This is a genomic window from Microbacterium sp. B19(2022) (assembly GCF_012030385.1).
Taxonomy (GTDB): Bacteria; Actinomycetota; Actinomycetes; order Actinomycetales; family Microbacteriaceae; genus Microbacterium; species Microbacterium oxydans_B.
On record NZ_JAAUVO010000005.1, the window covers coordinates 212404 to 237256 of the forward strand.

The window sequence follows — 24853 nt, forward strand, 5'->3', positions numbered from 1 at the left end:
CTGCCTCTTGATTGACGTGCAACCCGCCGATAACATCGCTCCCAGCTGCATCACTCGTTCGATCTTAGGAAACGTATCGTGCCTCACTCTTCGGTGGCCGCCGACGCGGGCGTCGGTTACGACTGCCGCGAACTGACCCAGTACTCCGAGTTCCGTGAGGCGGCGGCACTCTACGCGCGCGTCTTCGCGTACACCGAGCAGGAGTACGCGCTCAACGCCAATCTGCTCACCGCGCTCGCCCGTAACGGGGGATCCGCGGTGGGGGCCTTCGCTGACGATGGTGGGCTCATCGGCTTCGCCTACGGCTTCGCGGGCTGCGATGCGAGCGGGACCCACTTCCACTACTCGCAGGCCGCCGCGGTCGATGCCGCGCAGCAGGGCCGCGGGGTCGGTCAGGCACTCAAGCTCGCCCAACGCGACGTCGCGCTCCGGTGGGGGCAGCAGTCCATGCGCTGGACCTTCGATCCGCTGCTGGCGCGGAACGCGCACTTCAACCTCAGCTCCCTCGGTGCGGTCGGCATCGCGTTCGAACGCGACTACTACGCCCGGCCCGACACCGACCGGCTCGTGGTCTCCTGGGATCTGACCGCGACCGTGCCCCGGGTGCCGCGATCGGGCGTTCCGACAGGACTGGGCAGGGAGGACTGGGGGCGCGTCGTGCACGCCGGCGACGCCGACTGGATCGCGATCCCCGCGCGTGCGGATGAGCTCGTGCCCGGCGAGCGGTCGGCGCTGCGTCGGCAGCTGGAGAGTGCGATGACGGAGGTGTTCCGGCGAGGCGACGTGCTCGTCGCGGCCTCCCGCGTCGACGAGCACACCGCGGTCTACCGCGCGACATCAGGGGAGGCCATCGCATGAGCGACCAGCAGCACGAGGATCGCGAGCTCGTCTCGCCGCGGGACCGCTTCGGCGAGCGCATCCGGACCAATCTCTCGGCGGAGAGCATCCAGGCGCGCATCATCGAGACCGAGTTGCGCACGCTCGCGCTCACTTTCGAAGAGTTGAGCACCTCGGCCCAGGTGCCGCAGGCCGCGGCGCTGCTGCTGGGCGCACGACGACGCTACGTCGCCGGTGAGGGAAAGGCGGCCGCCTACGCGCAGCTGCTCAACGCCGACCTGTCCGCGACGCTGTCCAACGTCTTCCTCGTCGACGGGCATGCGCTGCAGCCGTTGACCGTGCTGACCGATGTGCGGGCCTCGGACGTGCTCATCGCTTTCTCCCTCCGGCGCTACCGGGAGGAGACCGTGCGGCTCGGCCAGCTGTTCCGGGAGGCGGGCGGGCAGCTCGTGGTGATCACCGACAGCGAGGACGCCCCGCTGGCACCGCTCGCGACGTCGCTCATCCGCGTGCGCACCGGGTCGGCGTCCTACGCGGACTCGCCCACCCCGGTCGCGGCCGTCTGCCACCTGTTGAGTGCGCTCACGACGGCGAGCGCGAAGGGAGCCCGCCGCCGCCTGGCTGAGCGCGATCGGCTCGTCGCGCGACTGGGCCTCTACAGCTCGGATCCCTCGCGACCCGAGGTCGACGAGGAGGCGGAGGCGTGAGGATCACCCGCATCCGTCTGTTCGCGCTGCGGCAGGAACTGCGGCACAGCTTCGAGACCAGCTCGCATCGCAAGTCGGGAATCGAGCACATCCTCGTCGAGGCCACCGACGAGGAAGGCCGCCGTGGCTGGGGAGAGATCGCCGCGCCCAGCGACCCGTACTTCGGCGCGGAGACGACCACGACGGCGTGGGAGATCGCCACCCGCTACCTCGTACCGGCCCTCGTCGGTGCAGAGGGCGAGGAGCCCGCCGACCTGGAGAGGACGTGGGCGCGGGTGCGCGGCAACGAGTTCGCCAGAGCCGGCTTCTCCGGCGCGGTGTGGGATCTCTTCGCCCGCCGCCGGGGAATCGCCCTCGCGACGGCGCTGGGCGGCACCCGCGACGAGGTCGTGGCGGGAGTCTCGCTCGGCATCGAGCCGTCGATCGACGAGCTCCTGGCCCAGGTGGAGCTGCAGCGTGCAGCCGGTTATCCGCGCGTGAAGCTCAAGATCGCCCCCGGGTGGGACGTGGAGCCGGTGCGAGCGGTACGCGACGCGCACCCCGACCTCGACCTCCACGTCGACGCGAACGGCGCGTATCCCGACGACGACGACTCCGCCGCCGTGTTCACACAGCTCGACGCGCTCGGTCTGACGATGATCGAGCAGCCGTTCGCCCCGCGGGAGATGGTGGCGCACGCGACGCTCCAGGCCCGCATCGGAACGGCGGTGTGTCTGGACGAGTCCGTCGTCGGGCTCGGCGATCTGCGCACGATGATCAGGCTCTCCGCCGCGCGCATCCTCAACATCAAGGTGTCGCGGATGGGGGGACTCACCGTCGCGAAGGCGGCGCACGACCTCGCCGTCGACGCCGGCGTCCCCGTCTGGTGCGGGGGCATGCACGAGTTCGGGATCGGTCGAGCGGCGAACGTCGCGATCTCGGCACTGCCCGGGTTCCTGCTCCCGTCGGATGTCTCCGGCTCCGACAAGTACTACGTCGACGACATCATCGCCCCACCCGTCACCGCGGTGGAGGGCAGGGTGCAGGTTCCTCGCGGAGCGGGCATCGGCCACGACGTGCTCGTGGAGCGGATCGAGCGGGCCGCTTCTCGCACCTGGGATTCCGCCGAATCCGCCGTCCGTGACCCCGCGCTCACGCATGGGTGAGACGCCCGTCCCGGAGAGGACCATCATGCGTGCGCTGCTGCTGTTTCGCCTCGACCTGTCGGGCACGTCCGCCGTCGAGGAGAGCATCCACCCGATCGACCCGCGTGAGCCGATCGTCAGGGCGACCGACCTCGGCGTCAATCGCGGCGACGGCGTGTTCGAGACGGCCGTGGTCCGCGGCGGCAGGCCGCAGGCGCTCGAAGCCCATCTGACGCGGCTCGAACGCTCGGCGGCGTTGATGGAGCTGCCCGCGCCCCGGCGCGACCTGTGGCGAGCCGCCGTGCTGCGGGCGGCCGCGGAGGTGTCCCTTCCCGGAGCGCTGGAGGAGGGGGAGATCGCGTCCGTCAAGTTCGTCATGACCCGGGGCGACGAATTCGACCCGGCAGGGCCGACCGGATGGGTGCTCGGGTTCGCCGGCAGCGACCCCTCCGGCGTGCGGGTCCGCGGCGTCCGCGCCGTCGTGCTGGATCGCGGCTACCGGCACGATGCGATGCAGACCGCTCCCTGGCTGCTGCAGGGAGCGAAGTCGCTCGCCTACGCGGTGAATCAGGCCGCTCTCCGGGAGGCGGCCCGGCGCGGCGCCGATGACGTGATCTTCGTGAGCGGAGACGGATTCGTGCTCGAAGGCCCGCGCTCGACGCTGATCGCCCGCATCGACGGCGAGCTCGTCACACCACCCGCCGAGCTCGGCGTCCTCCCCGGAACGACCCAGGCCGATGCATTCTCGGGAATCACCGACGTCCCGACGCGGATCGGGGTGCTCATACGCGACGATCTGGATCGGGCGGATGCGCTGTGGCTGTGCTCCAGCACGCGCGGCGCGGTGCCGGTGGCGCAGCTCGACGGCGCGGAGCGGGCCATCGACCATGACCTGACCGCGCGGATGAACGCGGCGCTTGACGCGCGCGAGGATTGAGAGAGGGGCACGGCGGATGCTCGACAGGGTGATCGACGGACACAACGACCTGGCATGGGCGAGCAGGACCCTGCTCGGGTACGGGGTGGAGGAGCTCGCGGACGGCGTGCCGTCGACGCAGACCGACCTTCCCCGGCTCGCGATCGGCGGGGTGGCCGGACAGTTCTGGTCGGTATGGGTCGATCCGGTGCTGCAGGGCGCAGAACAGGTCGTCGGAACGCTGGAGCAGATCGACTTCGTGCACCGCCTGGTCGACGCGCATCCCGAGCGCCTCGCCTTCGCGCGGACCGCTGCGGATGTGCGCCAGGCGATGGCGGAGGGACGGATCGCCTCGCTCATCGGCATCGAAGGCGGCGGCCAGCTCGGCGGTTCGCTCGCGGTGCTGCGCCAGTACGCCCGTCTGGGCGCGAGGTACATGACGCTCACCTGGTCGCGGACGACCGCCTGGGCCGACTCCGCGACCGACGACGCGCATCACGACGGTCTCAGTGCATGGGGCCGCGAGGTGGTGCGCGAGATGAACCGCATCGGTGTCCTCATCGATCTCTCCCACGTGGCCCCGACCACCATGCGTCACGCCCTCGAGGAGACCACCCGCCCCGTGATGGTGAGCCACTCCGGTGCTCTCGCCCTCTGCGATCACCCGCGCAACGTCCCCGACGACGTGCTCGCCACGATCGGAGCCCAGGGCGGAGTGGTGATGGTCGCTTTCGTGCCCACGTTCGTCTCGCAGGCCCGCCGCGACTGGTGGGAGGCCGGCGGCGAGGGTGATGCGCCGGTCGTGGGCGTCGGCGACGTCGCCGATCACCTCGACCACATCCGACGGGTCGCCGGACCGCACGCCGTCGGCATCGGCGCGGACTACGACGGCACCGACGTGATGCCGGACGGGCTCGCCGACGTCTCCGGCTACCCGGCGCTGTTCGCAGAGCTGCGAGCGCGGGGATGGTCGGAGGCCGACCTCGCCGCCCTCGCGCACGAGAACGTGCTCCGGGTCCTCGAGGCTTCCGATCGCGACCACGAGCCCTTCCTGGCGGGGCGGGCGGCACCGCCCGCCACCGTCGCGCTGGTGCCCGCCGTCGATGTGTCGACGCGGGAGGGAGCGCTGTGAGCCCGCGCGTGCTCGTCGTCATCAACTCGGCGAGTTCCGGACCACGACGCCTCGGGGACTGGCTCGTCGATCGCGGCATCGCGATCGACGCCGTGGTGGGCGCCGAGGAGGAGCTCCCCGTCACTCTCGACGGCTATTCCGGGCTGGTGCTCCTCGGCGGCGGACTGATGCCGGACGAGGACGATCGTGCACCCTGGCTCGTGGCCGAGCGCGCGCTCGCCGCCGAGGCCATCGACCGCGACCTCCCGACGTTCGGCATCTGTCTGGGCGCGCAGGTGCTCGCGTACGTCGCCGGCGGCGAGGTGAAGGCGAAGACCGGTCCCGTCGAGCGCGGGGCGACGCCCATCCGTCCGACCCCGTCCGGCCGGGAGGATGCGGTGATCGCGACGCTCGGCGACGGTGCCCCGATGATCGAGAACCACCAGGACATGATCACCCGTCTGCCTCCGCGGGCGGTGCTGCTCGCATCCAGCGACGCGATCGAGATCCAGGCCTTCCGCCTGGGGCGGCACGTGCGCGGTGTGCAGTTCCACCCCGAGGCCTCGGCTGCCGATCTCGCCCGCTGGGACGACGCCGCCCTGCGCGGAGAAGGACGATCGTTGGCGCGCCTCATCGCCTCCGCCGAGGAGGTCGACGCGCACAACACCGAGGTCAGCCGTGCTCTCGTCGAGGCGTTCGCGGACGAGGTCCTGGTCGGAGGGCGCGCGTGAACAGGGCGACCCCTCCGCTCGCGACGACGCCGGTGACGGCGACGGCGGTAGCCCGTGCCCTCCGGCACGGGCGGGACGAGAGGGCGCGTCGGACCGCCCCGGCATCGATCGTCGCCCTGTGCGAGCGCGGGGAGGTGCGAGGTGTCCGCACTCACGGACACCCGCGCGCCGACGACTCGACGACGAGTCGGGGCACCGTGTTCCGGATCGCCTCGATGTCGAAGAGCTTTCTCGCCGCGACAGCACTCGCGCTGCGCGACAGCGGTGCCCTCGATCTCCATGCCCCGATCACGGAGTATCTCCCCGCCGTGCGCGCCAGGCACAGGGGCGCCGATGCCGTGCTCACCGGAGACATGCTGCTGTCCAACAGATCGGGGCTCGGCGAGGACAACGCCTGGGTCGACCGCCACCTGGGGGACTCCCGTTCGGAGATCGCCGCGCTGTTCTCCGAAGGGATGCTGCTCGCCGCCGCGCCCGGAACCACATACCAGTACTCCAATCTCGGGCAGTCGCTGGTCGGCGCGGCGGTCGAGGCCGTCACCGGACGAGCTGTCGAGGACGTGGTGCGGGAGACCCTGCTGGAGCCGCTGGGACTGACGCGCACCGCCCATTCGGCCGACGGCTATGCGCGCGACACCCTCGCCGGTGGCTTCCGCACCTTCGACGACGGCGCGACCTTCCACCCCGAGCCCTACGTGCGCACCGGCGCTCTCGGCTGCATCGGAAGCATGTTCAGCACCGTGGACGACATCGCCACCTGGATGTGGTTCCTCGGTTCGGCCTTCACCGACGATCCGCACGCGCCGCACGTGCTCGCTCCCTCCTCGCGGAGGGAGATGCAGCAGCCGCGGACACCCATCGACGTGCCATCGGGGATGTTCGACGGACGCGACCTCGCCGGCGCCGGCTACGGGTACGGACTCTTCGTGGAGCAGGACCGGCGGTTCGGCCGCATCGTGCAGCACTCCGGGGGCCTTCCGGGCTTCTCCGCCCACATGCGCTGGCATGCGGCGACCGGCATCGGCGTGGTGGCGTTCGGGAACTCGGACGAGTTCGGTGCGCGGCGTGTGGCCGGTGCCGCACTGCAGGACGCGCTCGACACGGCCGACGCGCCGTCGGCCGTGGTGCGCCCGTGGCCGGAGACCGTGACCGCGGCCCGGGCGATCGATGCCGCCATCCGAGAGGGCCGATCCGCCGCCGAGTATCCGGGCCTGGCCGACCACGTCCTCGACGATGTGCCGCCGGACATCCGCGATTCCCGCCTCGCGGCGCACATCGCCACGATCGGCGGCATGCACCCCGTTCAGAAGCCGTTCGCCGAGCGGGTGATCGCAGCCGCCACCGAGGCCGAGCTGCGCTGGCGGATCGCCGGAGCGAGTGCGGACCTGCGCGTGGAAGCACGCCTGGTGGGTGTGCCCCGGCCTCGCGTGCAGAGCCTGAGTCTCACCGTCATCGCGCACGATGAGACGCGTACAGAGGACGAGATCGTCTCGCCCGCCGACCGGCATCGCATTGTGTTCGACGGGGAGTGAGGAGCCCGAGAGCCGCGGGGACACACAGATCGACCCAGTCCAACAATCCGCCGTAGAATGGACGCATCCCGCCCCGTTCGTTCTGAGGATCGTCATGCCCGCAAACCCCGTGCGTCGTCTCCTGCCCTTCGCCGCGCTCGCCGCCGCCACCGCCCTGGTGCTGAGCGCCTGCGCTGCTCCTGCCTCGGAGGGGGAGGGTGACGGAGAACTCGTGTGGTCGATCGAGGGCGCGAACCTGTCGGCCGGGCACATGGACCCGCAGATCAGCCAGCTCGATGTCTCGGGCATGGTGCAGCGGGCGGTGCTCGACTCGCTCGTCTTCCAGGAGAACGACGGCACGTTCACACCGTGGCTCGCGAAGGAGTGGGAGGTCTCGCCGGACAGCACCGAGTACACCTTCACCCTTCGCGATGACGTGACGTTCACCGACGGCGAGCCCTTCGACGCGGCGGCGGTCAAGGCGAACTTCGACCGCATCGTCGACCCCGCGACGGTCTCGGCCCAGGCGGCCAGCATGCTCGGTGCGGCCTTCTACGAGGGCACCGAGGTCATCGACGACCACACGGTGAAGGTCTCCTTCACCCAGCCGTACGCACCCTTCCTGCAGGCGGCCAGCACGCCGCAGCTCGGGTTCTACTCGCCCGCCGTGCTCGAGGAGTCGGGCGACAAGCTCAAGGCGGGCGGCCCCGGCATCACCGTGGGCACCGGTCCGTTCGAGCTGACCGAGTACACGCCCGACCAGGAGCTCGTGTACACCCGCAACGATGACTACGCCTGGGGCCCGCACGACACGAAGGCTCCGAAGTTCGAGACGCTGCGCGTCGAGATCCAGCCCGAGGCGTCGGTGCGCACGGGCGTGGTGACCAGCGGTGAGGCCGATCTCGCCAGCAACATCCCGCCGAACCTCGCGAAGGACCTTGGCGACGGCGTCACGGTCGACTCGATCGAGTACCCCGGCCTGCCGTACTCGCTGTACCTCAACGAGAAGTACGGCGTCTTCGCCGATGAGAAGGTGCGTCAGGCTTTCGCCCGCGGCATCGACATCGACGCGGCGGTCGAGGAGATCTACTTCGGACAGTTCCCGCGTGCATGGAGCATCCTCGGCTCGACGACCCCGGGTTATGACGCCTCGCTCGAGGGCAGCTGGCCGTTCGATCAGGACGCCGCGAATGCGCTGCTCGACGAAGCCGGATGGACCGAGCGCGACGCCGACGGCATCCGCATGAAGGACGGCGAGCGGCTGTCGGTGCGCTGGATCGCCTGGACCCCGGTTCCCGACGACCGCGCGGCGCTCGCCAACGCGATCCAGTCCGACCTCAAGGGGATCGGCTTCGAGGTGAAGCGCGAGGTGCTCGAGCCGGGCGCCTACAACGAGCAGTACGAGCCCAAGACGTTCGACCTCACCGACTGGGGCTTCTCGGGAGTCGACCCCGATCTGCTGCGCAGCCACCTGCACACGGACGGCGTCCAGAACGCGTCGCAGGTGAGCGACCCCGAGATCGACGCACTCCTGGAGCAGGCTGTGGCCAGCAGCGACCAGGGCGAGCGCGACGAGCTCTACGCGCAGCTGCAGCAGTGGAACGCCAAGCACACCGCCATCGTGCCGCTGTACAGCCCGTCGGCGATCACCGCCGTCGGCGAGCGCGTCGAGGGACTGCAGTACGACCTCTACGGTCGGCCGCTGTTCTACGATGTGACCGTCGGCTGAACCGCCGGCTGAGCGGAGGGCAGGGGTGGTGAAGGCTGCTCTCGTCCGCATCGTCGGCCTCGCTGCATCCGTCGTCATCGTGCTGTGGGGTGCCGCGACCGTCGCTTTCCTCGCGTTCCGGGTGATCCCGGGTGATCCCGTGTCGGTGATGCTCGGTCCCCAGGCGCAGGTCAGCGAGGCGGTGAAAGACGGGATCCGCGCCGACCTCGGGCTGGATCGGCCGCCGTTCGAGCAGTACCTCGGCTTCATCGGGCAGCTGGCCCGCGGAGACCTGGGCGAGTCGTACCAGCTGCGGATGCCGGTGTCCGAGGTCATCGGCCGGCAGCTCGGCGCGACCCTGCAGCTCTCGGTGCTCGCGCTCCTCATCGCCCTGGTGCTGGCGCTCGCCGTCGCGGTGCTCGTGCGCGGCCAGGTGGCTCGGACCGTCGCCGCGGGCATCGAACTGGTCGTGCTGTCGTCGCCCGTGTTCTGGATCGGGCTCATCCTGCTCAGCGTCTTCGCCTTCGGCTTGGGCTGGTTCCCGGTCTCGGGGGCGCGGAATCCGGCCACTCTCGTGCTGCCGGCGATCACCCTCGCCCTTCCGGTCGCGGCGTTGCTGAGTCAGGTGCTGCGGGACGGCCTGATACAGGCGGAGCGGATGCCGTTCGCCGAGACCGTGCGTGCGCGGGGCGCGAGCCCCTCGTGGTTCACCGTGCGGCATGGACTGCGTCATGGCGCGGCCTCCGCGATCACGCTCGCCGCGTACCTCACCGGTTCCGTGCTCGGTGGGGCCGTGCTCGTCGAGACCGTCTTCGCCCGGCCGGGACTCGGTCGCGTCACGCTCGCCGCGATCAGCGACCGGGACCTTCCGGTCATCACCGGCATCATCCTCCTGAGTGCACTCGTATTCGTCGTCGTGAACCTCGTCGTCGAGCTCGTGCACCCGCTGATCGATCCGCGCGTCCGAGCGGCCCGATCCGGAGGCGTCCGATGAAGCGCGCACAGCGCGCGCTGCTGTGGGCGGCCGCGGCAGTGCTCGCCGTGATCGTCTTCGCCGCCGTCTTCCCCGGCGTGCTCGCGACCCACGATCCGCTGCAGACCGACGTGCGCTCGGCGCTGCTCCCGCCGAGTGCCGAGCACCTCTTCGGCACCGACCAGAGCGGGCGCGACGTCTACTCACGCGTCATCTACGGGGCTGGGCGCTCGCTGGGAATCGGGTTTCTCGCCACGGCGGTCGCGCTGGCGGTCGGCCTCGTCGTCGGTGCTCTCGCCGGGGTCGCGCCCCGGGCGGTCGACACCACCGTGATGCGGGTGAACGACGTGCTGATGGCTTTTCCCGAGTTCCTCGTCGCTCTGGTAGTGGTCGCGGTGCTCGGACCGGGGCCGGTGAACATCGCGATCGCGATCACGCTCGCCGCGGTGCCCGTGTACATCCGGCTCGCCCGCGTGCAGACGCAGACGCTGCGGGTCGCCGAGCACGTCGAAGCCGCGCGCATCCTGGGCGTGCCGAGGGTGACAGCGTTCACACGTCACGTCGTCCCCGGTGTGCTCGGAGCGCTGAGCGTGCTCGCGACGATCGGCATCGGGTCGAGCATCCTGGCCGCAGCGGGCCTCAGCTTCCTCGGCCTCGGGCCGTCCGAGCCGACGCCCGAATGGGGGCTGATGCTCGCCGGAGGACGCAACGTGCTCGGACAGGCATGGTGGATCGCGGTCTTCCCCGGAATCGCCATCACCCTCACCGTCATCTCGGCGACCGTCATCGGGCGCATCCTGCGGGCACGCGCAGAAGGGCGGACGTCGTGAGTGCGCTGGAGGTGCGGGGACTGCGGATCGCGTTCGGCGCGGAGCCGGTGGTCGACGGCGTCGGGTTCGCGGTCGAGCCGGGGGAGTGCGTCGCGATCGTCGGGGAGTCGGGTGCGGGCAAGACCCTCACCGCGCGCGCACTCCTCGGGCTCACGCCGTCGGAGGCGACGGTGACGGTCGACACCCTCACCGTCGACGGGCGGGATGCGGCGACGCTCTCCGAGCACGGCTGGCGGGGACTCCGCGGCTCCGGCATCGGCCTCGTCTCGCAGGATGCCCTGGTCTCGCTCGACCCGCTCCGCCGCATCGGTGCGGAGGTGGCGGAGCCCTTGCGCCTGCACGACCTCGCGCGGGGCAGGGCGGCGCTCGATTCCCGGGTGCGGGAACTGCTGCGGCGCGTGTGGATGCCCGATGCGGAGCGTCGCGCCCGGCAGTATGCGCACGAGCTCTCGGGTGGGCTCCGGCAGCGGGCGCTGATCGCCTCCGCGATCGCCGCGGCCCCCGTGGTCCTGGTGGCCGACGAGCCGACGACCGCGCTCGATGCCACCGTGCAGGCACGGATCCTCGCTCTGTTGCGCGAGATCACGGATGCGGGGACGGCGCTCGTCTTCATCAGCCACGACTTCGCGGCCGTCCGACGACTCGCGGATCGGGTGCTGGTCATGAAGGGCGGTCGGGTGGTCGAGTCCGGCACGGTGGCCGAGGTGCTGGAGAACCCGCAGCACGAGTACACGCGTCAGCTGATCGCGGCGACAATCCACGAACCTCGTGCGGCCGTGGAGTCGGACTCCCTGCCGGTGCTGGTCGCGGACGGACTCTCGAAGAGCTTCGACGCGGTGCCGGCGGTCACAGGCGCCTCCTTCACCGTTACGGCAGGGCAGACGCTCGGCGTCGTGGGGGAGTCCGGATCGGGGAAGACGACTCTGGCACGAATGATCGTCGGTGTCGAGCAGCCGGACACCGGCTCGCTGCGCTGGATCGGCGCGCCGCGGGTGCAGCTCGTGCATCAGAATCCGCTCGGCGCATTCGACCCTCGATGGACGATCGGCCGCTCCCTGCGCGAGGGGCTCGAGGCGGCCGGCGTGCCACGGGGCAGAAGGGCCGAGCGAGTCGTCGAACTGATGGCTGAGGTCGGCCTTGCAGCCGAGCTCGCCGACCGTCGTCCCCGTGCATTCTCCGGCGGACAGCGTCAGCGTGCGGCGATCGCCAGGGCGCTCGCCGCCGATCCCGAGGTGCTGGTCCTCGACGAACCCGTCTCAGCGCTCGATCCCTCGGTACGTGAACGCGTGCTGCAGCTGCTGGCCCGACTGCAGCGCGAGCGGCAGCTGACGATGATCCTCGTCTCGCACGATCTCGATGTGGTCGGGGCCGTCGCCGACGAGGTGCTCGTCATGCAGGACGGCCGGATCGTCGAGCAGGGCGCGACCGCCGACGTGTTCGCGGCGCCGCAGCATCCGTTCACACAGGAGCTGCTGGCGGCGAGCGGTCCCGTCAGTCCTTGATCTGGATGCCCAGACCCGCCGCGATCACCGGTGCCAGCTGCTGCACCTGGAACGACGAGAGCGTGGTCCCGCGGAGGCTGTTGGTGTCGAGGTAGGTCATCGCATCGAGGCCGCGCAGGTCGACGTCTTTGGCGCGCATGCCCCGCGGGTCGACCTCATCGCTGGTCGTGGCGCTGAACCGGACGCGGGTGAGCTCGGCCTGGGGCATGTCGATCGTGCGGATCGCGCAGCCGGAGATCTCGAGGTCAGTCACCTTCGCGGCGCCGAGATTGAGGTAGTCGATCCGCACATCGCGCAGCTCGAGTTCCGAGATGCGCGCCTCGCTGAGGTCGAGGGTGCCGATGCGGCCGCCGCTGATCCGCAGTCTTCGTACCCCGGCGTCACGCATACGCAGGGAGGCGACCCGTGCCCCGGACATCTCGACGTCGACCACCGTCGCGCCGGTGAGGTCGACCGCCTCGGCATCTGCCGACACGGTGCACTGCTCGAGTGTGGCGTAGGCGAGGTCGACTGTTCCGTGGAGATCGAGACTCGCGGCGACGATGTCGGCGCTGCGCGCGGGGGATGCGGGCTCGAACTCCCGGGGCAGGTCGGGATCGCTGATGCGGGGCGGTGCGGGGGACTCTGCGGTGCGGGCCATCCCTCGAGGCTATGGCCTGGCACCGACACAGCCCCGGCATCGGCATCGGCATCGGCATCGCAGATTCGCACCCGAGTCGCACACTTCGGCCGTCTTCCACGGACCGCCGACGGCTCTCGACTCGCAGTTGCCGCGGCCTTCTGCGCTCCGTGCGGCCGCCCGCAAGGATCTCGGCCGAGGGGAGCGCGAATTGCCGGGGGAACTGCGAGCTCTACTCTTCCTCCACCCGCCCCGAGAGCACAAAGTCGTACACGGATGCCGTTTTCGCGCTCGGAGAGTGAGCGTCATCAACTTCACACTGGACGGGTGCGGCGAACAGCAGAGGGACTCACGGAGCGAATCGTCGACCTCGGTGGTGTCGTGCGATCCGCTCGCGTCGCTGATCTCGGGTTCGGTAGGACGGCAGTGGATGCTGCACTCAGAGCCGGGACCATCACCCGCCCTCGCCGTGGATGGCTCGCCTCGCCCACGGCCGACTCGCTCCTGCTGGGCGCAGCCCGACACGGGGTGGTGCTCACCTGTCGGACGCAGGCCGACCGCCTCGGGCTCTGGGTGCATGACCCGAGCGGTATCCCGCACGTCGCGGTCGGGACGAACTCTGCGAGTCGACGCGGTCTCCGCGCCAAAGTGCACTGGGGAGCGCCGGTCATCCAGCGTCACCCTGACGCGTTGGTCGATCCGGTCGAGAACGTGCTCGCGCACATCGCGGAGTGCGAACCGTTCGAACAGGCGCTCGCCACGTGGGAGTCCGCGTTGAACAGATCGCTCGTGACGATCGAGGAACTCCACGGTCTCCCCTGGCGACCGGCCGCACGTCGAATACTCGCGACCGCCGTGCCTTTCTCGGATGCAGGGTTGGAGACGTATCTCCGCGAGCGGATCCGCTGGCTCCGGGTGCCGGTGCGCGCTCAGATCTGGATCGCGGGGCATCGCGTCGATGCTCTGATCGGCAGCCGCCTCGTCATCCAGATCGACGGTGGGCATCATGTCGGTGCTCAACGCAGCGAAGACATCCGACACGACGCGGTGCTGAAGCTCAGGGGTTACCACGTCATCCGGGTCTCGTACGCGCAGATGATGTTCGACTGGCCCATGGTGCAGGACCTGATCATGCGTGCGGTGGCGCAGGGGCTGCACGAGGCCGAATCGTCCCGCAAACGCGTGGCTCTCCGTTGACTCGGTCTCTTCCGGATAGCTGTTGCCGCGGCCTTCTGCGCTCCGCGCGGCCTATTCCTTCGATTTCGGCCGCGGTAGGCGCGAAAGGCCGAAGCAAGCGCATAACGGCGCGACCGCCCACCGCACGGGACCCGCGTACACTGGAGGGACGAGCATCGATCCGGCATCACCGGGGAGCTCTCGGAAGAACGGCGCATCCTTCGGGGAGTGCTCAGTAGAACCGAGCGGGGCAGGCCCGTCACAGCCGCAGTGAGAGTGGTCGCGTCGCAAGGCGTGGCACGCGAGGTGGTACCGCGGTCCGTGAGGGTCGTCCTCGCAGGAGCATCCGCCACGACGACCACTGCGAGACACGATGACCTACCCCCGTTCCTCCTTCGGCCCCGCCGCCGATTCCGTCGCGCCCAGCCCCCGCTTCCCGCAGATCGAGGAGGAGGTGCTCGCGTTCTGGAAGGACGACGACACCTTCCGCGCCTCGATCGAGCAGCGCGAGGGATCGCCGGAGTGGGTGTTCTACGACGGTCCGCCGTTCGCGAACGGCCTTCCCCACTACGGCCACCTGCTCACCGGTTACGCCAAGGACGTGTTCCCGCGCTTCCAGACCATGACCGGCCACAAGGTCGACCGGGTCTTCGGCTGGGACACCCACGGTCTCCCGGCCGAGCTCGAGGCGATGAAGCAGCTCGGCATCACCGAGAAGGCCGAGATCGAGGAGATGGGAATCGACGTCTTCAATGCGAAGGCGAAGAGCTCGGTGCTCGCCTACACGCATGAATGGCAGGACTACGTCACCCGTCAGGCGCGATGGGTCGACTTCGATCGCGGCTACAAGACGCTCGACCTCGGGTACATGGAGAGTGTGCTCTGGGCGTTCAAGACCCTGTACGACAAGGGCCTCGCCTACGAGGGCTACCGCGTCCTGCCGTACTGCTGGCGCGACGAGACCCCCCTCAGCGCCCACGAGCTGCGCATGGACGACGACGTGTACCAGATGCGTCAGGACCCCTCCGTCACGGTGACCTTCCCGTTGACCGGGGCCAAGGCCGAGTCGCTCGGTCTCACGGGAGTGCGCGCCCTCGCCTGGACGACCACGCCCTGGACCCTGCCGACCAACCTCGCGCTCGCCGTGGGGCCGGAGATCGAGTACGTCGTGCTGCCCGCCGGTCCCCTCGGCGCGGCCGACGTGCATCAGGTCGCCGGAACCACGGATGCGGCGATCGAGTCGTCCGCACACCGCTACCTGCTCGCCCGCGAGCTCGTCGGCGGCTATGCCAAGGACCTCGGCTACGAGAGTGCAGAGGATGCGCTCGCCGCGATCGACGCCACCGTCCGCGGCGCCGAGCTGCAGGACGTCACCTACGACCGCCTGTTCGACTACTACGCCGACACCGAGACCTACGGCACCGAGAACGCCTGGCGCATCCTGGTCGACGACTATGTCACGGTCAGCGACGGCACCGGCATCGTCCACCAGGCTCCGGCCTACGGTGAAGACGACCAGCGGGTCGCGGGCGCCGCCGGCATCCCCACGATCCTGTCGCTCGACGACGGGGGGAAGTTCCTCCCGAACGTCACCGACGTCGCCGGCCAGCTCTGGATGGACGCGAACACGCCGCTCGTGCGCATGATCCGCGAGAACGGCCGACTGATCCGTCTGCAGAGCTACGAGCACTCGTACCCGCACTGCTGGCGCTGCCGGAACCCGCTGATCTACAAGGCGGTGTCGAGCTGGTTCATCCGCGTGACGGACATCAAGGATGACATGCTCGCGAACAACGAGCAGATCACCTGGGTGCCCGAGAACGTGAAGCACGGCCAGTTCGGCAAGTGGCTCGAGGGCGCGCGCGACTGGTCGATCAGCCGCAACCGCTACTGGGGTTCGCCGATCCCGATCTGGAAGAGCGACGACCCGGAGTACCCGCGCGTCGACGCCTACGGGTCGCTGGAGGATCTGGAGCGCGACTTCGGCACGCTGCCGCGCAACCCCGAGGGCGAGATCGACTTGCACCGCCCGTACATCGATGACCTGACGCGCCCGAACCCCGACGATCCCACGGGTAAGAGCACGATGCGACGGATCGAAGACGTCTTCGACGTGTGGTTCGACTCGGGTTCGATGCCCTACGCCCAGGTGCACTACCCGTTCGAGAACCAGGAGTGGTTCGACTCGCACGCGCCGGCGGACTTCATCGTCGAGTACATCGGCCAGACCCGCGGCTGGTTCTACGTCATGCACGTGCTGTCGACGGCACTGTTCGATCGCCCGGCGTTCACCGGTGTGAGCTGCCACGGCATCGTGCTGGGCAGCGACGGGTACAAGATGTCGAAGTCGCTGCGCAACTACCCGGACGTGTCGGAGGTGCTCGACCGCGACGGCTCCGACGCGATGCGCTGGTTCCTGATGTCGAGCTCGGTGCTCCGCGGCGGCAACCTCGCCGTCACGGAGGAGGGCATCCGCTCCGGCGTCCGCGAGTTCCTGCTGCCGCTGTGGAACTCCTGGTACTTCTTCGCCACCTACGCGAACGCGTCCGGCCCCGACGGCTACGAGGCCGAATGGCGCACGGATTCCACCGACGTGCTCGACCGCTACATCCTGGCTCGCCTCGGTGACCTCGTGCGCGAGGTTCGAGCGGACCTGGAAGGGCTCGACTCGACCACGGCATCGGCGCGCCTGCGGGACTTCGCCGAGGTGCTGACGAACTGGTACATCCGTCGCTCGCGCGACCGCTTCTGGGTCGGTGTGACCGAAGACCCGAAGAGCCGCGAGGCATTCGACACGCTGTACACGGTGCTCGAGACGCTCACCCGCGTCGCGGCACCGCTCGTGCCGCTGATCAGCGAGCGCGTGTGGCAGGGCCTCACCGGCGGGCGCAGTGTGCACCTGACCGACTGGCCGGATGACACGCAGTTCCCGGCCGCCGACGAGATCCGCGACGCGATGGATGCGGTGCGCGAGCTCTCGAGCGTCGGCAACGCTCTGCGCAAGAAGGAGAAGCTGCGCGTGCGACTCCCGCTGGCACGTCTGACCGTCGTGTCGCCGCTGGCCGGAACGCTGGGGCAGTTCGAGGACATCCTGCGCGAGGAGCTCAACGTCAAGTCGGTCGAGCTCGTCGCCCTGCAGGACACGACCGCCGTCGAATACGGCATCACGCACCGCCTGAGCGTGAATGCGCGTGCCGCGGGTCCGCGCCTCGGCAAGAACGTGCAGACCGTGATCAGGGCCGCCAAGGCGGGGGACTGGTCCGAGGAGAGCGGGGTCGTCACCGCGGGCGGAATCGCCCTGGAGCCCGCCGAGTACGACCTGGCGCTGGAGACCACGGGGCGTCCGGCCGGCGAGGCGCTGGCGATCGTGCCCTCGGGCGGGTTCGTGCTGCTCGACACGCAGACCACGCCGCAGCTCGAAGCCGAGGGTCTCGCCCGCGACGCGATCCGTGTGGTCCAGGAGGCGCGGAAGAATGCGGGCCTCGACGTCAGCGACCGCATCGTCCTGGCACTGAACGCGTCGCCCGACGACGCCGCCGCGCTGGAAGCCCACGCAGAGCTGATCGCTGCGGAGACGCTCGCGGTCGCCTTCGCCGTGCAGCCGACCGACGACCTCGAGACCCTGGTCGATGAGGTCACAAGCCCCGGCGACGGCGTCTTCCGCTCGGGAGCGCGTGCGCTCGGTGCGACGAAGGCCCCGGTGATCGTGACGATCGATGCGACTGCGGTCGCGAGCGGAAAGGCCGGAGCATGAGCGAGAGGGAACGAGCGGACGCCGTCTACGAGGCGCTGCTGAACCGTGCGGGGGAGCGCTGGGTGCAGCCGCGCAAGGAGCGCACCGCGCGCATCCTCGCCTTCCTGGACGACCCGCAGCGCACCTATCGCGTCGTCCACATCACTGGCACGAACGGCAAGACCTCGACGGCACGCATGATCGAGAGCCTGCTGCGTGCCCACGATCTGCGCACGGGGCTGTTCACCAGCCCGCACCTGGAGCGTTTCACGGAGCGCATCATGATCGACGGCGAGCCGATCGCCGACGAGGCGATCGCTGACGCGTGGGACGAGATCGAGCCGTTCGTCGACATCGTCGATGCCGAGTTCGAGGCCGCGGGGGACGCGCCGCTGACCTTCTTCGAACTACTGACGGTCCTGGCGTTCGTCGCCGTGGCGGATGCGCCGGTGGATGTGCTGGTGCTCGAGGTCGGGATGGGCGGGGAGTGGGACTCCACGAACACGGCCGATGGTGACGTCGCCGTGTTCGCGCCGATCGACATCGACCATGCGGACCGGCTCGGCGACACGATCGCCGAGATCGCGGAGATCAAGGCGGGCATCATCAAGGAGGGTGCGGCGGTGGTCTCCGCCCAGCAGCCTCCCGAGGCCGCCGAGGTGCTGCGCCGCGTGGCCGCGGAGCGCAACGCCACGATCGCCTTCGAGGGCGAGGAGTTCGGCATCACCGAGCAGAAGCTCGCCGTCGGCGGCCAGCTGCTCACGATCCGTGGGCTCGCGGGGGAGTACGCCGAGGAGTACCTGCCGCTGTACGGAGCTCACCAGGGCCACAACGCCGCACTCGCCGTCGCCGCCGTCGAGTCGCTCATCGGCGGGGCGACCCAGGCGATCGCGGGCGACATCATCTCCGATGGGCTCCAGGGCACGACCTCTCCGGGGCGGCTGCAGCTGCTCGGAATCGCGCCGACCGTGATCGTCGATGCCGCCCACAATCCGCACGGTGCCACGGCTCTCGCCCAGGCGCTGGACGACAGCTTCGACTTCGACGAGTGGGGCCTCGTGCTCGGTGTGCTCGACGACAAGGACGCCGCAGGCATCGTCGGCCGGCTCGCTCCCGCAGTCGCGCACGTCTTCGCCACGGCGCCGGACTCGGATCGCGCGAGCGACGCCGACGCGATCGCCGACCTCGTCGAGCAGACGGGTCAGCGGGCGACCGTGCATCACTCCCTCTCTGACGCTGCCGACGCGGCGCGCGAGTGGGCGGCCGCATCCGATCGCCGCGCCGTCGTGATCGCCGGCTCGGTCGTGCTCGCCGGTGAGGCGATCGCCCTCGCCGAGGAAGAGGACTGGAAGTCGGGGTGGCGCGCGTGACCGCGGATGCCGCTCCCGCACGCGCGCCTCGCCCGCCGAGGACACTCGTGCAGAAGCTCGCGCCCATCGTGCTCGGGTTCGAGGCGATCGTGGTGTTCCTCGTCGGACTCACGATCTTCGGCCTGCGGCAGCTTCCCGCCGGCATCGAGCAGTGGTGGGGGATCGTCGGCGGTGCAGTGCTCGCGATCGCCTGCATCGCCATCGCCGGGATGATCACGAAGCCCTGGGCCCTCACGGCCGGGTGGGTCGTCCAGGCCATCGTCGCGCTGTCGGCGTTCTTCGTTCCGGCCATCCTGCTCGTCGTCCTGATTTTCGGCGGCATGTGGGCGTATGCGACCATCGGAGGGGCCCGACTGGACGCACGACGCCCCGCCGAGCCCACGACCGAGACTCAGACAGAGAGTGAATGACATGGCCACCGAAGAAACCCTCGTCCTCGTCAAGCCCGATGGCGTCGCCCGCGGCCTCACCGGCACGATCCTCGCCCGCATCGAGGCGAAGGGATACGCCCTCGTCGACATCCGCCTCGTGGAGCCCGACCGCGATCTGCTCGCCGAGCACTACGCCGAGCACGAGGGAAAGCCGTTCTACGAGCCGCTGCTCGAGTTCATGCTCTCGGGTCCGTCGGTCGCCATCCGTCTCGCGGGCAACCGCGTGATCGAGGGCTTCCGCTCGCTCGCCGGCACGACCGACCCGACCACGGCCGCCCCCGGCACCATCCGTGGCGACTTCGGTCGCGACTGGGGACTCAAGGTGCAGCAGAACCTGGTGCACGGCTCGGACAGCCCCGAGTCGGCCGCACGTGAGCTCGGCATCTGGTTCGACTGAGCTCCGAGACAGGAAACCCGCCGTCGATCCGAGGATCGGCGGCGGGTTTCCTCATTCCGTGGAGCGGGATCAGAAGATCATGCCGATGACCTCGCCGAGAAGGTCGAGGCCGCGCAGCTGGACGAGCAGGATGATCAACGCGTAGGCGAGGATCGTCGCAAGCGGCACCCAGGGCATCAGCCGGTTCGCGCGCTCCTGCGCCCGCTCGCTGCTCGTGAACGTGCCGTTGCGGGTGAGATGCACCATGGTCGCGAAGAAGGTCGGGATGGTGACCGCCCACGTGGCCATGCACCACGGGCACAACACGCCGAGGTTCGGCGCGTACAGGCTCTGGCTGATGAGCCAGACGACGAAGCCGAACGCGAACGTGATCCCGGCACCGAAAGCCAGCCAGAACCAACGGGGGAAGCGCGCGCCGGCGAGCAGCGCCACGCCGACGACCAGCGGCGCCATCCACAGTGTGAGGCCGATGATCGGGTTCGCGAAGCCGAAGACCTCGCCCTGCCACGAGTTGAGGTTGACGTCGCACTGGATCATCACGCTCACGTAGCAGTTGGACACCGCGTCGGGATTCTCGAGCTTGGCGAGCTTCTCGGTGAGGAGCTGGAAGGCGGCGAACCAGCCCACCACGCTCGCGAAGATCAGCCAGACGGCGTAGACGACGGGGCGGGTGCGCTGCTCGCTCATACTGAGGATTATCCCTGCGATGGCTATGGATGTGGCGAGAACAGGCCGGACAAAAACGCGCTGGTCTCGATGGGATGCCGTGAACGGACCCACTTGGTGCGATAATGGCCTGTGACACGATGAACGGCCTTGCCGCGACACGTGCCGACGCAGACTTCGGGGCCCCATGCCCCACGCGATCAGAGCCATGAGCCGGTCGCACACCGAGTGAGTTCGCGGAACCTGCGGGTACCGCATGAGATTTCACGGAGCACCAGTGCCCCGTGCAGGGAGTAAGCCAGAGATGGCCGATGAGAACAATGACAACAACGTACCTACCCTCGACTTCCCGGCTGACGCCGCGGGACCGCTGACGGAGCCCACGGCTCCCGAGGCCGACGACCCCCACGGGTCGACGAGCGAGGGCGACGCCGCATCGGATGCAGCGGAAGCTGCCGCCGATGCCGCTGCCGACGATGTCGCTGCCGGCTACGCGGCTGCGGAAGACGCCGCCGCCGCTGCGGATGACGCTGCGGCGGGCGCCGTCGCGGATGCCGCTGCCGACGACGAGGCTGCCGCGGTGATCGCTGCCGAGGCTGCGAACGCGTCCGGATCCGAGGTCGAGGCAGACGCTACGGCGGAGAGCGGCGATGCCGTGGCTCCCTCGGATGCCGACGTCGAGGCGATGTCCGAGGCGATCGTCGAAGAGAGCGCTGTGAGGGACGAGGCTGCCGAAGAAGCGTCCGGTGCCGAGACCTCCGCCGAGGAGTCTGCAGGACAGGCTGACGCTGCCACCGAGACGCCCGTCGAGGAACCTGTCGAGGAGAAGGCTCCGGCTGCTCCCGAGGCTCCGGCTGCGGTGACCGCCGTGTCGCTCGGGCTGCTGCCCGAGGTCTTCGTGTCGCAGGTCTCCACGCAACTGCACTTCTACGCCCCCGAGGTCATCCCGCTGCCGGCACGCCCCGACCGCGGAGAGCGCATCTTCGACCGCATCGCCGAGCGCGAGCAGCCGCAGGACGACTCCTCGGGTCGTGGCCGCGGTCGCGGCCGCCGCCGTGGCGGATCCGACGGAGACGACCAGCGCGAAGAGCCGCGTCAGCGTCAGCGTGTCGTCGAGTACATCACCGAGCCGAAGGCCATCAAGGGCTCCACGCGGCTCGAGGCGAAGAAGCAGCGTCGCCGCGACGGACGTGACGCTGGTCGGCGCCGTCCCGTCGTCACGGAGGCCGAGTTCCTCGCGCGCCGCGAGTCGGTCGACCGCAAGATGGTCGTGCGCTCCAAGAACGGCCGCACGCAGATCGGCGTCCTCGAAGACGGTGTCCTCGTCGAGCACTACGTCGCCCGCAACCAGGACGCATCGCTGATCGGCAACGTGTACCTCGGCCGCGTCCAGAACGTGCTCCCGAGCATGGAGGCCGCGTTCGTCGACATCGGTCGCGGCCGCAACGCCGTGCTGTACTCCGGTGAGGTCGACTGGGACGGCGTGGAGACCGGCAACCAGCCGCGACGCATCGAGCTCGCGCTCAAGCCCGGCGATCGCGTGCTCGTGCAGGTCACGAAGGACCCGGTCGGGCACAAGGGTGCGCGCCTCACCAGCCAGATCTCCCTTCCCGGCCGCTACCTGGTCTACGTACCCGGCGGCTCGATGAACGGCATCAGCCGCAAGCTTCCCGACAACGAGCGTGCGCGACTCAAGCGGATCCTCAAGGAGGTCCTCCCCGAGTCGTCCGGTGTGATCGTGCGCACCGCCGCCGAGGGGGCGACCGAGGACCAGCTCACGCGCGATGTGCAGCGCCTCACCGCGCAGTGGGAGCACGTCCAGAAGCAGGTCGAGAACCAGCAGGCTCCGGCCCTCCTGCATGCGGAGCCCGACCTGCTCGTGAAGATCGTCCGTGACGTCTTCAACGAGGACTTCACCAAGATGCTGATCCAGGGCGAGGACGCGCAGCAGACCATTCGCGCCTACCTGGAGAGCGTCGCGCCCGACCTGCTCGAGCGTGTCGAGGCATACGAAGAGGAGACCGACCCGTTCGACGCGTTCCGCATCACGGAGCAGATCGAGAAGGCCCTCGACCGCAAGGTCTGGCTTCCGTCGGGTGGTTCGCTCGTGATCGACCGCACCGAGGCGATGACCGTCGTCGACGTCAACACCGGCAAGTTCGTCGGGTCCGGCGGAAACCTCGAGGAGACGGTCACCAAGAACAATCTCGAGGCTGCCGAGGAGATCGTCCGCCAGCTGCGACTGCGCGACATCGGCGGCATCATCGTGGTCGACTTCATCGACATGGTGCTCGAGTCCAACCGTGACCTCGTCCTCCGTCGTCTGATCGAGTGCCTGAGCCGTGACCGGACGAAGCACCAGGTCGCCGAGGTCACCTCTCTCGGCCTCGTGCAGATGACCCGCAAGAAGCTCGGACTCGGGCTCCTCGAGACCTTCAGCGAGGCGTGTGAGGTCTGCGCCGGCCGCGGTGTCATCGTGCATCACGATCCGGTCGTCAAGCACCGCTCCAGCAACAGCGGCGGCAGCAGCAACGGCAACGGCCAGAGCGGTCGTCGTCAGCGCGGTGGCAACGGCAACAACGGCGGCAACGGTCAGAATCAGAGTGCGCCGGCGGTCCCGACTGTGACCCACAGCATCACCGAGGGTGCCAAGTCGGCGCTGGCTCAGATCGCCGCTTCCACGATCGTTCCGGCTGCGGAAGGCGCTACAGAGGCGGAGACCGCCCCGGCAGCGGCCGAGGCGCCGACGGCGGCCGAGCGGCCCAAGAAAGCCCGCAAGAAGCGCGGTGGCGATCGTTCGGCACCGAAGTCACCGGCAGAGCAGCTGCTCGACTCGGTTCTCGACGCCCTTCCGGAGCCGAAGGCTCCTGGTCAGGGTCGGGGTCGCCGTCGGGTGAGCACGGCCGCACTCACCGGCACTCCGGTGTCGGTGAACTCCGAGCCGTCAGCGCCGGTCACGGCCGCGGACTCGGAGTCCTGAGGCGATCAGCCGGCGCACCAGCTCCTTGCCCTTCACAGGGCGGGCACCGGCGATGACGAGCCGGGGGATCATCTCCTCCGGCACGTCGTAATGGTCGAGGTCGAAGGCGCGCGCCGGCACATCGTTCGCCTTCGCGAAGGCGTGCAGCTCATCGAGGCTCTCGTCGCTGACCAGGTGCGCCCACAGGCGTCCGTGGGCGGGCCAGAGGGGGTCGTCGACGAGAACGGTCACCTCGTCAGCCTACGGCCGCTCCGGACGTGGGCGGCCGCGGAGCGACACACGGAGGCGCGGGAGCGGCCCGCTTTGCGACACCGACCCGCATCCGGTAAAGTAGTCCCTTGGTGCGTATGCCGCGTCGTCCTCGTCGGTCGAAGCGGAGAGTCTTGCGTTCGCGCCCGCCGTTCTGCGGCGCATGCAAGCAACAGTCTTCCCGTGAGATCTCGGAGCCGCGAGCTCCCCAACGAAACAGGTATGAAGTGGTTTACGCAGTAGTGCGCGCCGGTGGGCGGCAGGAGAAGGTCGAGGTCGGCACGATCGTTCAGCTCGACCGTGTCAAGGCTGCCCAGGGCGAGAAGATCGAGCTGGCTGCAGTGCTGCTCGTCGACGGCGCCACGGTGACCACCGACGCTGACTCGCTGGCGAAGGTCAAGGTCACGGCTGAGGTCATCGGCAACCTCCGCGGCCCGAAGATCATCATCCAGAAGTACAAGAACAAGACCGGTTACAAGAAGCGCCAGGGCCACCGTCAGGAGCTCACGCGCGTCAAGATCACCGGCATCAAGTAAGCCCGAGGGGACTAGGACATGGCACATAAAAAGGGCGCAAGCTCAACCCGTAACGGTCGTGACTCCAACGCTCAGCGCCTCGGCGTGAAGCGCTTCGGTGGTCAGCAGGTCCTCGCCGGCGAGATCATCGTCCGCCAGCGCGGCACGCACTTCCACCCCGGCGTCAACGTCGGCCGTGGTGGCGACGACACGCTGTTCGCTCTGGCCGCCGGTGCGGTCCAGTTCGGAGCGAAGGGCGGCCGCAAGGTCGTCAACATCGTCGCTGCAGCTGAGTGATCTCAGCACGACACTAGTCATCCGGTTCGGGGCGGGCTTCGGCTCGCCCCGTCCGTGTATCTGCACACAGTCATAAACAGGAACCCAGGGGAACCCGCACATGGTCACGTTCGTCGACACCGTCACACTGCACCTGCGTGCGGGTAAGGGCGGCGGCGGTTGCGTCTCCGTGCACCGCGAGAAGTTCAAGCCGCTCGGCGGCCCCGACGGGGGCAACGGCGGCGACGGCGGCGACATCGTGCTCGTCGCCGACCCGCAGACCGGCACGCTGCTCTCGTACCACCACTCGCCGCACCGTTCCTCGGGCAACGGCGGTCCCGGAATGGGCGACCACCGCTCCGGTTTCCTCGGCGAGACGCTCGAACTGCTGGTTCCGGTGGGCACCGTGGTGAAGAACACCGCGGGCGAGGTCCTGATCGACATGATCATCCCGGGTGAGCGGTTCGTCGTCGCCAAGGGCGGGATGGGTG

22 protein-coding genes and 1 pseudogene are annotated in these 24853 nt (G+C 69.4%); 20 read left to right on the forward strand and 3 right to left on the reverse strand.

Annotation, left to right across the window (positions count from 1 at the left end; translation table 11 throughout):
- Window positions 1–78 precede the first annotated feature (78 nt).
- The 11 genes from HCX50_RS06475 (at window position 79) to HCX50_RS06525 (ending at window position 11950) form a co-directional block, all read left to right on the forward strand.
- Window positions 79–858: a GNAT family N-acetyltransferase gene (locus tag HCX50_RS06475; RefSeq protein ID WP_140403382.1), complete on the forward strand. Its 780-nt coding sequence runs from the start codon at window positions 79–81 to the stop codon at window positions 856–858.
- Window positions 855–1544 carry a MurR/RpiR family transcriptional regulator gene (locus HCX50_RS06480; RefSeq protein WP_091037090.1) on the forward strand — a complete coding sequence of 230 codons (690 nt, stop codon included), beginning with the start codon at window positions 855–857 and terminating at the stop codon, window positions 1542–1544. The genes HCX50_RS06475 and HCX50_RS06480 overlap by 4 nt, the downstream gene beginning before the upstream one ends.
- Window positions 1541–2689: an o-succinylbenzoate synthase gene (menC, locus tag HCX50_RS06485; RefSeq protein WP_091037088.1), complete on the forward strand. Its 1149-nt coding sequence runs from the start codon at window positions 1541–1543 to the stop codon at window positions 2687–2689. The genes HCX50_RS06480 and menC overlap by 4 nt, the downstream gene beginning before the upstream one ends.
- A complete protein-coding gene (locus tag HCX50_RS06490; RefSeq protein WP_244176047.1) occupies window positions 2664–3605 on the forward strand; it encodes an aminotransferase class IV in 942 nt (313 codons plus the stop codon). Before menC ends, HCX50_RS06490 begins: the two co-directional genes overlap by 26 nt.
- A gap of 16 nt (window positions 3606–3621) precedes the next feature.
- A complete protein-coding gene (locus HCX50_RS06495) occupies window positions 3622–4716 on the forward strand; it encodes a dipeptidase (RefSeq protein ID WP_167633379.1) in 1095 nt (364 codons plus the stop codon).
- Entirely contained in the window at window positions 4713–5426 is a 714-nt protein-coding gene (locus HCX50_RS20160; protein WP_167633380.1) for a glutamine amidotransferase-related protein, read from the forward strand. Before HCX50_RS06495 ends, HCX50_RS20160 begins: the two co-directional genes overlap by 4 nt.
- Window positions 5423–6958 carry a serine hydrolase domain-containing protein gene (locus tag HCX50_RS06505; protein ID WP_244176046.1) on the forward strand — a complete coding sequence of 512 codons (1536 nt, stop codon included), beginning with the start codon at window positions 5423–5425 and terminating at the stop codon, window positions 6956–6958. Before HCX50_RS20160 ends, HCX50_RS06505 begins: the two co-directional genes overlap by 4 nt.
- A 94-nt stretch (window positions 6959–7052) precedes the next feature.
- Window positions 7053–8666, forward strand: a complete 1614-nt coding sequence (locus tag HCX50_RS06510; protein ID WP_167633381.1) for an ABC transporter substrate-binding protein — start codon at window positions 7053–7055, stop codon at window positions 8664–8666.
- A gap of 25 nt (window positions 8667–8691) precedes the next feature.
- Window positions 8692–9639 (forward strand): ABC transporter permease subunit, encoded by a 948-nt coding sequence (locus HCX50_RS06515; RefSeq protein ID WP_167633382.1) that lies wholly within the window; start codon window positions 8692–8694, stop codon window positions 9637–9639.
- Window positions 9636–10448 carry an ABC transporter permease gene (locus HCX50_RS06520; RefSeq protein WP_167633383.1) on the forward strand — a complete coding sequence of 271 codons (813 nt, stop codon included), beginning with the start codon at window positions 9636–9638 and terminating at the stop codon, window positions 10446–10448. The genes HCX50_RS06515 and HCX50_RS06520 overlap by 4 nt, the downstream gene beginning before the upstream one ends.
- Window positions 10445–11950: a dipeptide ABC transporter ATP-binding protein gene (locus HCX50_RS06525; protein ID WP_167633384.1), complete on the forward strand. Its 1506-nt coding sequence runs from the start codon at window positions 10445–10447 to the stop codon at window positions 11948–11950. The genes HCX50_RS06520 and HCX50_RS06525 overlap by 4 nt, the downstream gene beginning before the upstream one ends.
- Here the strand turns inward: HCX50_RS06525 and HCX50_RS06530 are convergent.
- Entirely contained in the window at window positions 11940–12590 is a 651-nt protein-coding gene (locus tag HCX50_RS06530; protein WP_167633385.1) for a pentapeptide repeat-containing protein, read from the reverse strand. The genes HCX50_RS06525 and HCX50_RS06530 overlap by 11 nt on opposite strands.
- Before the next feature lie 405 nt (window positions 12591–12995).
- On the opposite strand from HCX50_RS06530, the gene HCX50_RS06535 reads away from it, so the two are divergent.
- The 5 genes from HCX50_RS06535 (at window position 12996) to ndk (ending at window position 19676) form a co-directional block, all read left to right on the forward strand.
- Complete coding sequence (locus tag HCX50_RS06535) at window positions 12996–13766, forward strand: endonuclease domain-containing protein (protein ID WP_337749048.1); 771 nt, start codon at window positions 12996–12998, stop codon at window positions 13764–13766.
- Between the two features lie 352 nt (window positions 13767–14118).
- Window positions 14119–17499 (forward strand): isoleucine--tRNA ligase, encoded by a 3381-nt coding sequence (gene ileS, locus HCX50_RS06540; RefSeq protein ID WP_167633387.1) that lies wholly within the window; start codon window positions 14119–14121, stop codon window positions 17497–17499.
- Window positions 17496–18848, forward strand: coding sequence for a bifunctional folylpolyglutamate synthase/dihydrofolate synthase (locus HCX50_RS06545; protein ID WP_167633388.1), 1353 nt, complete (start codon window positions 17496–17498; stop codon window positions 18846–18848). Before ileS ends, HCX50_RS06545 begins: the two co-directional genes overlap by 4 nt.
- Window positions 18836–19258 carry a DUF4233 domain-containing protein gene (locus HCX50_RS06550; protein WP_091037053.1) on the forward strand — a complete coding sequence of 141 codons (423 nt, stop codon included), beginning with the start codon at window positions 18836–18838 and terminating at the stop codon, window positions 19256–19258. Before HCX50_RS06545 ends, HCX50_RS06550 begins: the two co-directional genes overlap by 13 nt.
- Window position 19259: 1 nt before the next feature.
- Complete coding sequence (gene ndk, locus HCX50_RS06555; protein ID WP_029261664.1) at window positions 19260–19676, forward strand: nucleoside-diphosphate kinase; 417 nt, start codon at window positions 19260–19262, stop codon at window positions 19674–19676.
- A 69-nt stretch (window positions 19677–19745) separates the two neighbouring features.
- On the opposite strand, the gene HCX50_RS06560 is transcribed toward ndk, so the two are convergent.
- Complete coding sequence (locus HCX50_RS06560) at window positions 19746–20363, reverse strand: vitamin K epoxide reductase family protein (protein ID WP_029261665.1); 618 nt, start codon at window positions 20361–20363, stop codon at window positions 19746–19748.
- Window positions 20364–20646: 283 nt separating this feature from the next.
- Between HCX50_RS06560 and HCX50_RS06565 the strand changes: the two genes are divergently transcribed.
- Window positions 20647–23322 carry an Rne/Rng family ribonuclease gene (locus HCX50_RS06565; RefSeq protein WP_205828844.1) on the forward strand — a complete coding sequence of 892 codons (2676 nt, stop codon included), beginning with the start codon at window positions 20647–20649 and terminating at the stop codon, window positions 23320–23322.
- Here HCX50_RS06565 and HCX50_RS06570 read toward each other — a convergent pair.
- Window positions 23287–23553, reverse strand: coding sequence for a DUF4031 domain-containing protein (locus HCX50_RS06570; protein ID WP_091037051.1), 267 nt, complete (start codon window positions 23551–23553; stop codon window positions 23287–23289). The genes HCX50_RS06565 and HCX50_RS06570 overlap by 36 nt on opposite strands.
- Before the next feature lie 245 nt (window positions 23554–23798).
- Here HCX50_RS06570 and rplU point away from each other — a divergent pair, with 245 nt between their 5' ends.
- The 3 genes and pseudogenes from rplU to obgE form a co-directional block, all read left to right on the forward strand.
- Entirely contained in the window at window positions 23799–24107 is a 309-nt protein-coding gene (gene rplU / locus HCX50_RS06575; RefSeq protein WP_028501602.1) for a 50S ribosomal protein L21, read from the forward strand.
- 18 nt (window positions 24108–24125) lie between these two features.
- Window positions 24126–24383 carry a 50S ribosomal protein L27 gene (rpmA, locus tag HCX50_RS06580; protein ID WP_028501603.1) on the forward strand — a complete coding sequence of 86 codons (258 nt, stop codon included), beginning with the start codon at window positions 24126–24128 and terminating at the stop codon, window positions 24381–24383.
- A gap of 100 nt (window positions 24384–24483) precedes the next feature.
- Window positions 24484–24853: pseudogene (gene obgE, locus HCX50_RS06585) on the forward strand (GTPase ObgE); the annotation flags it as partial.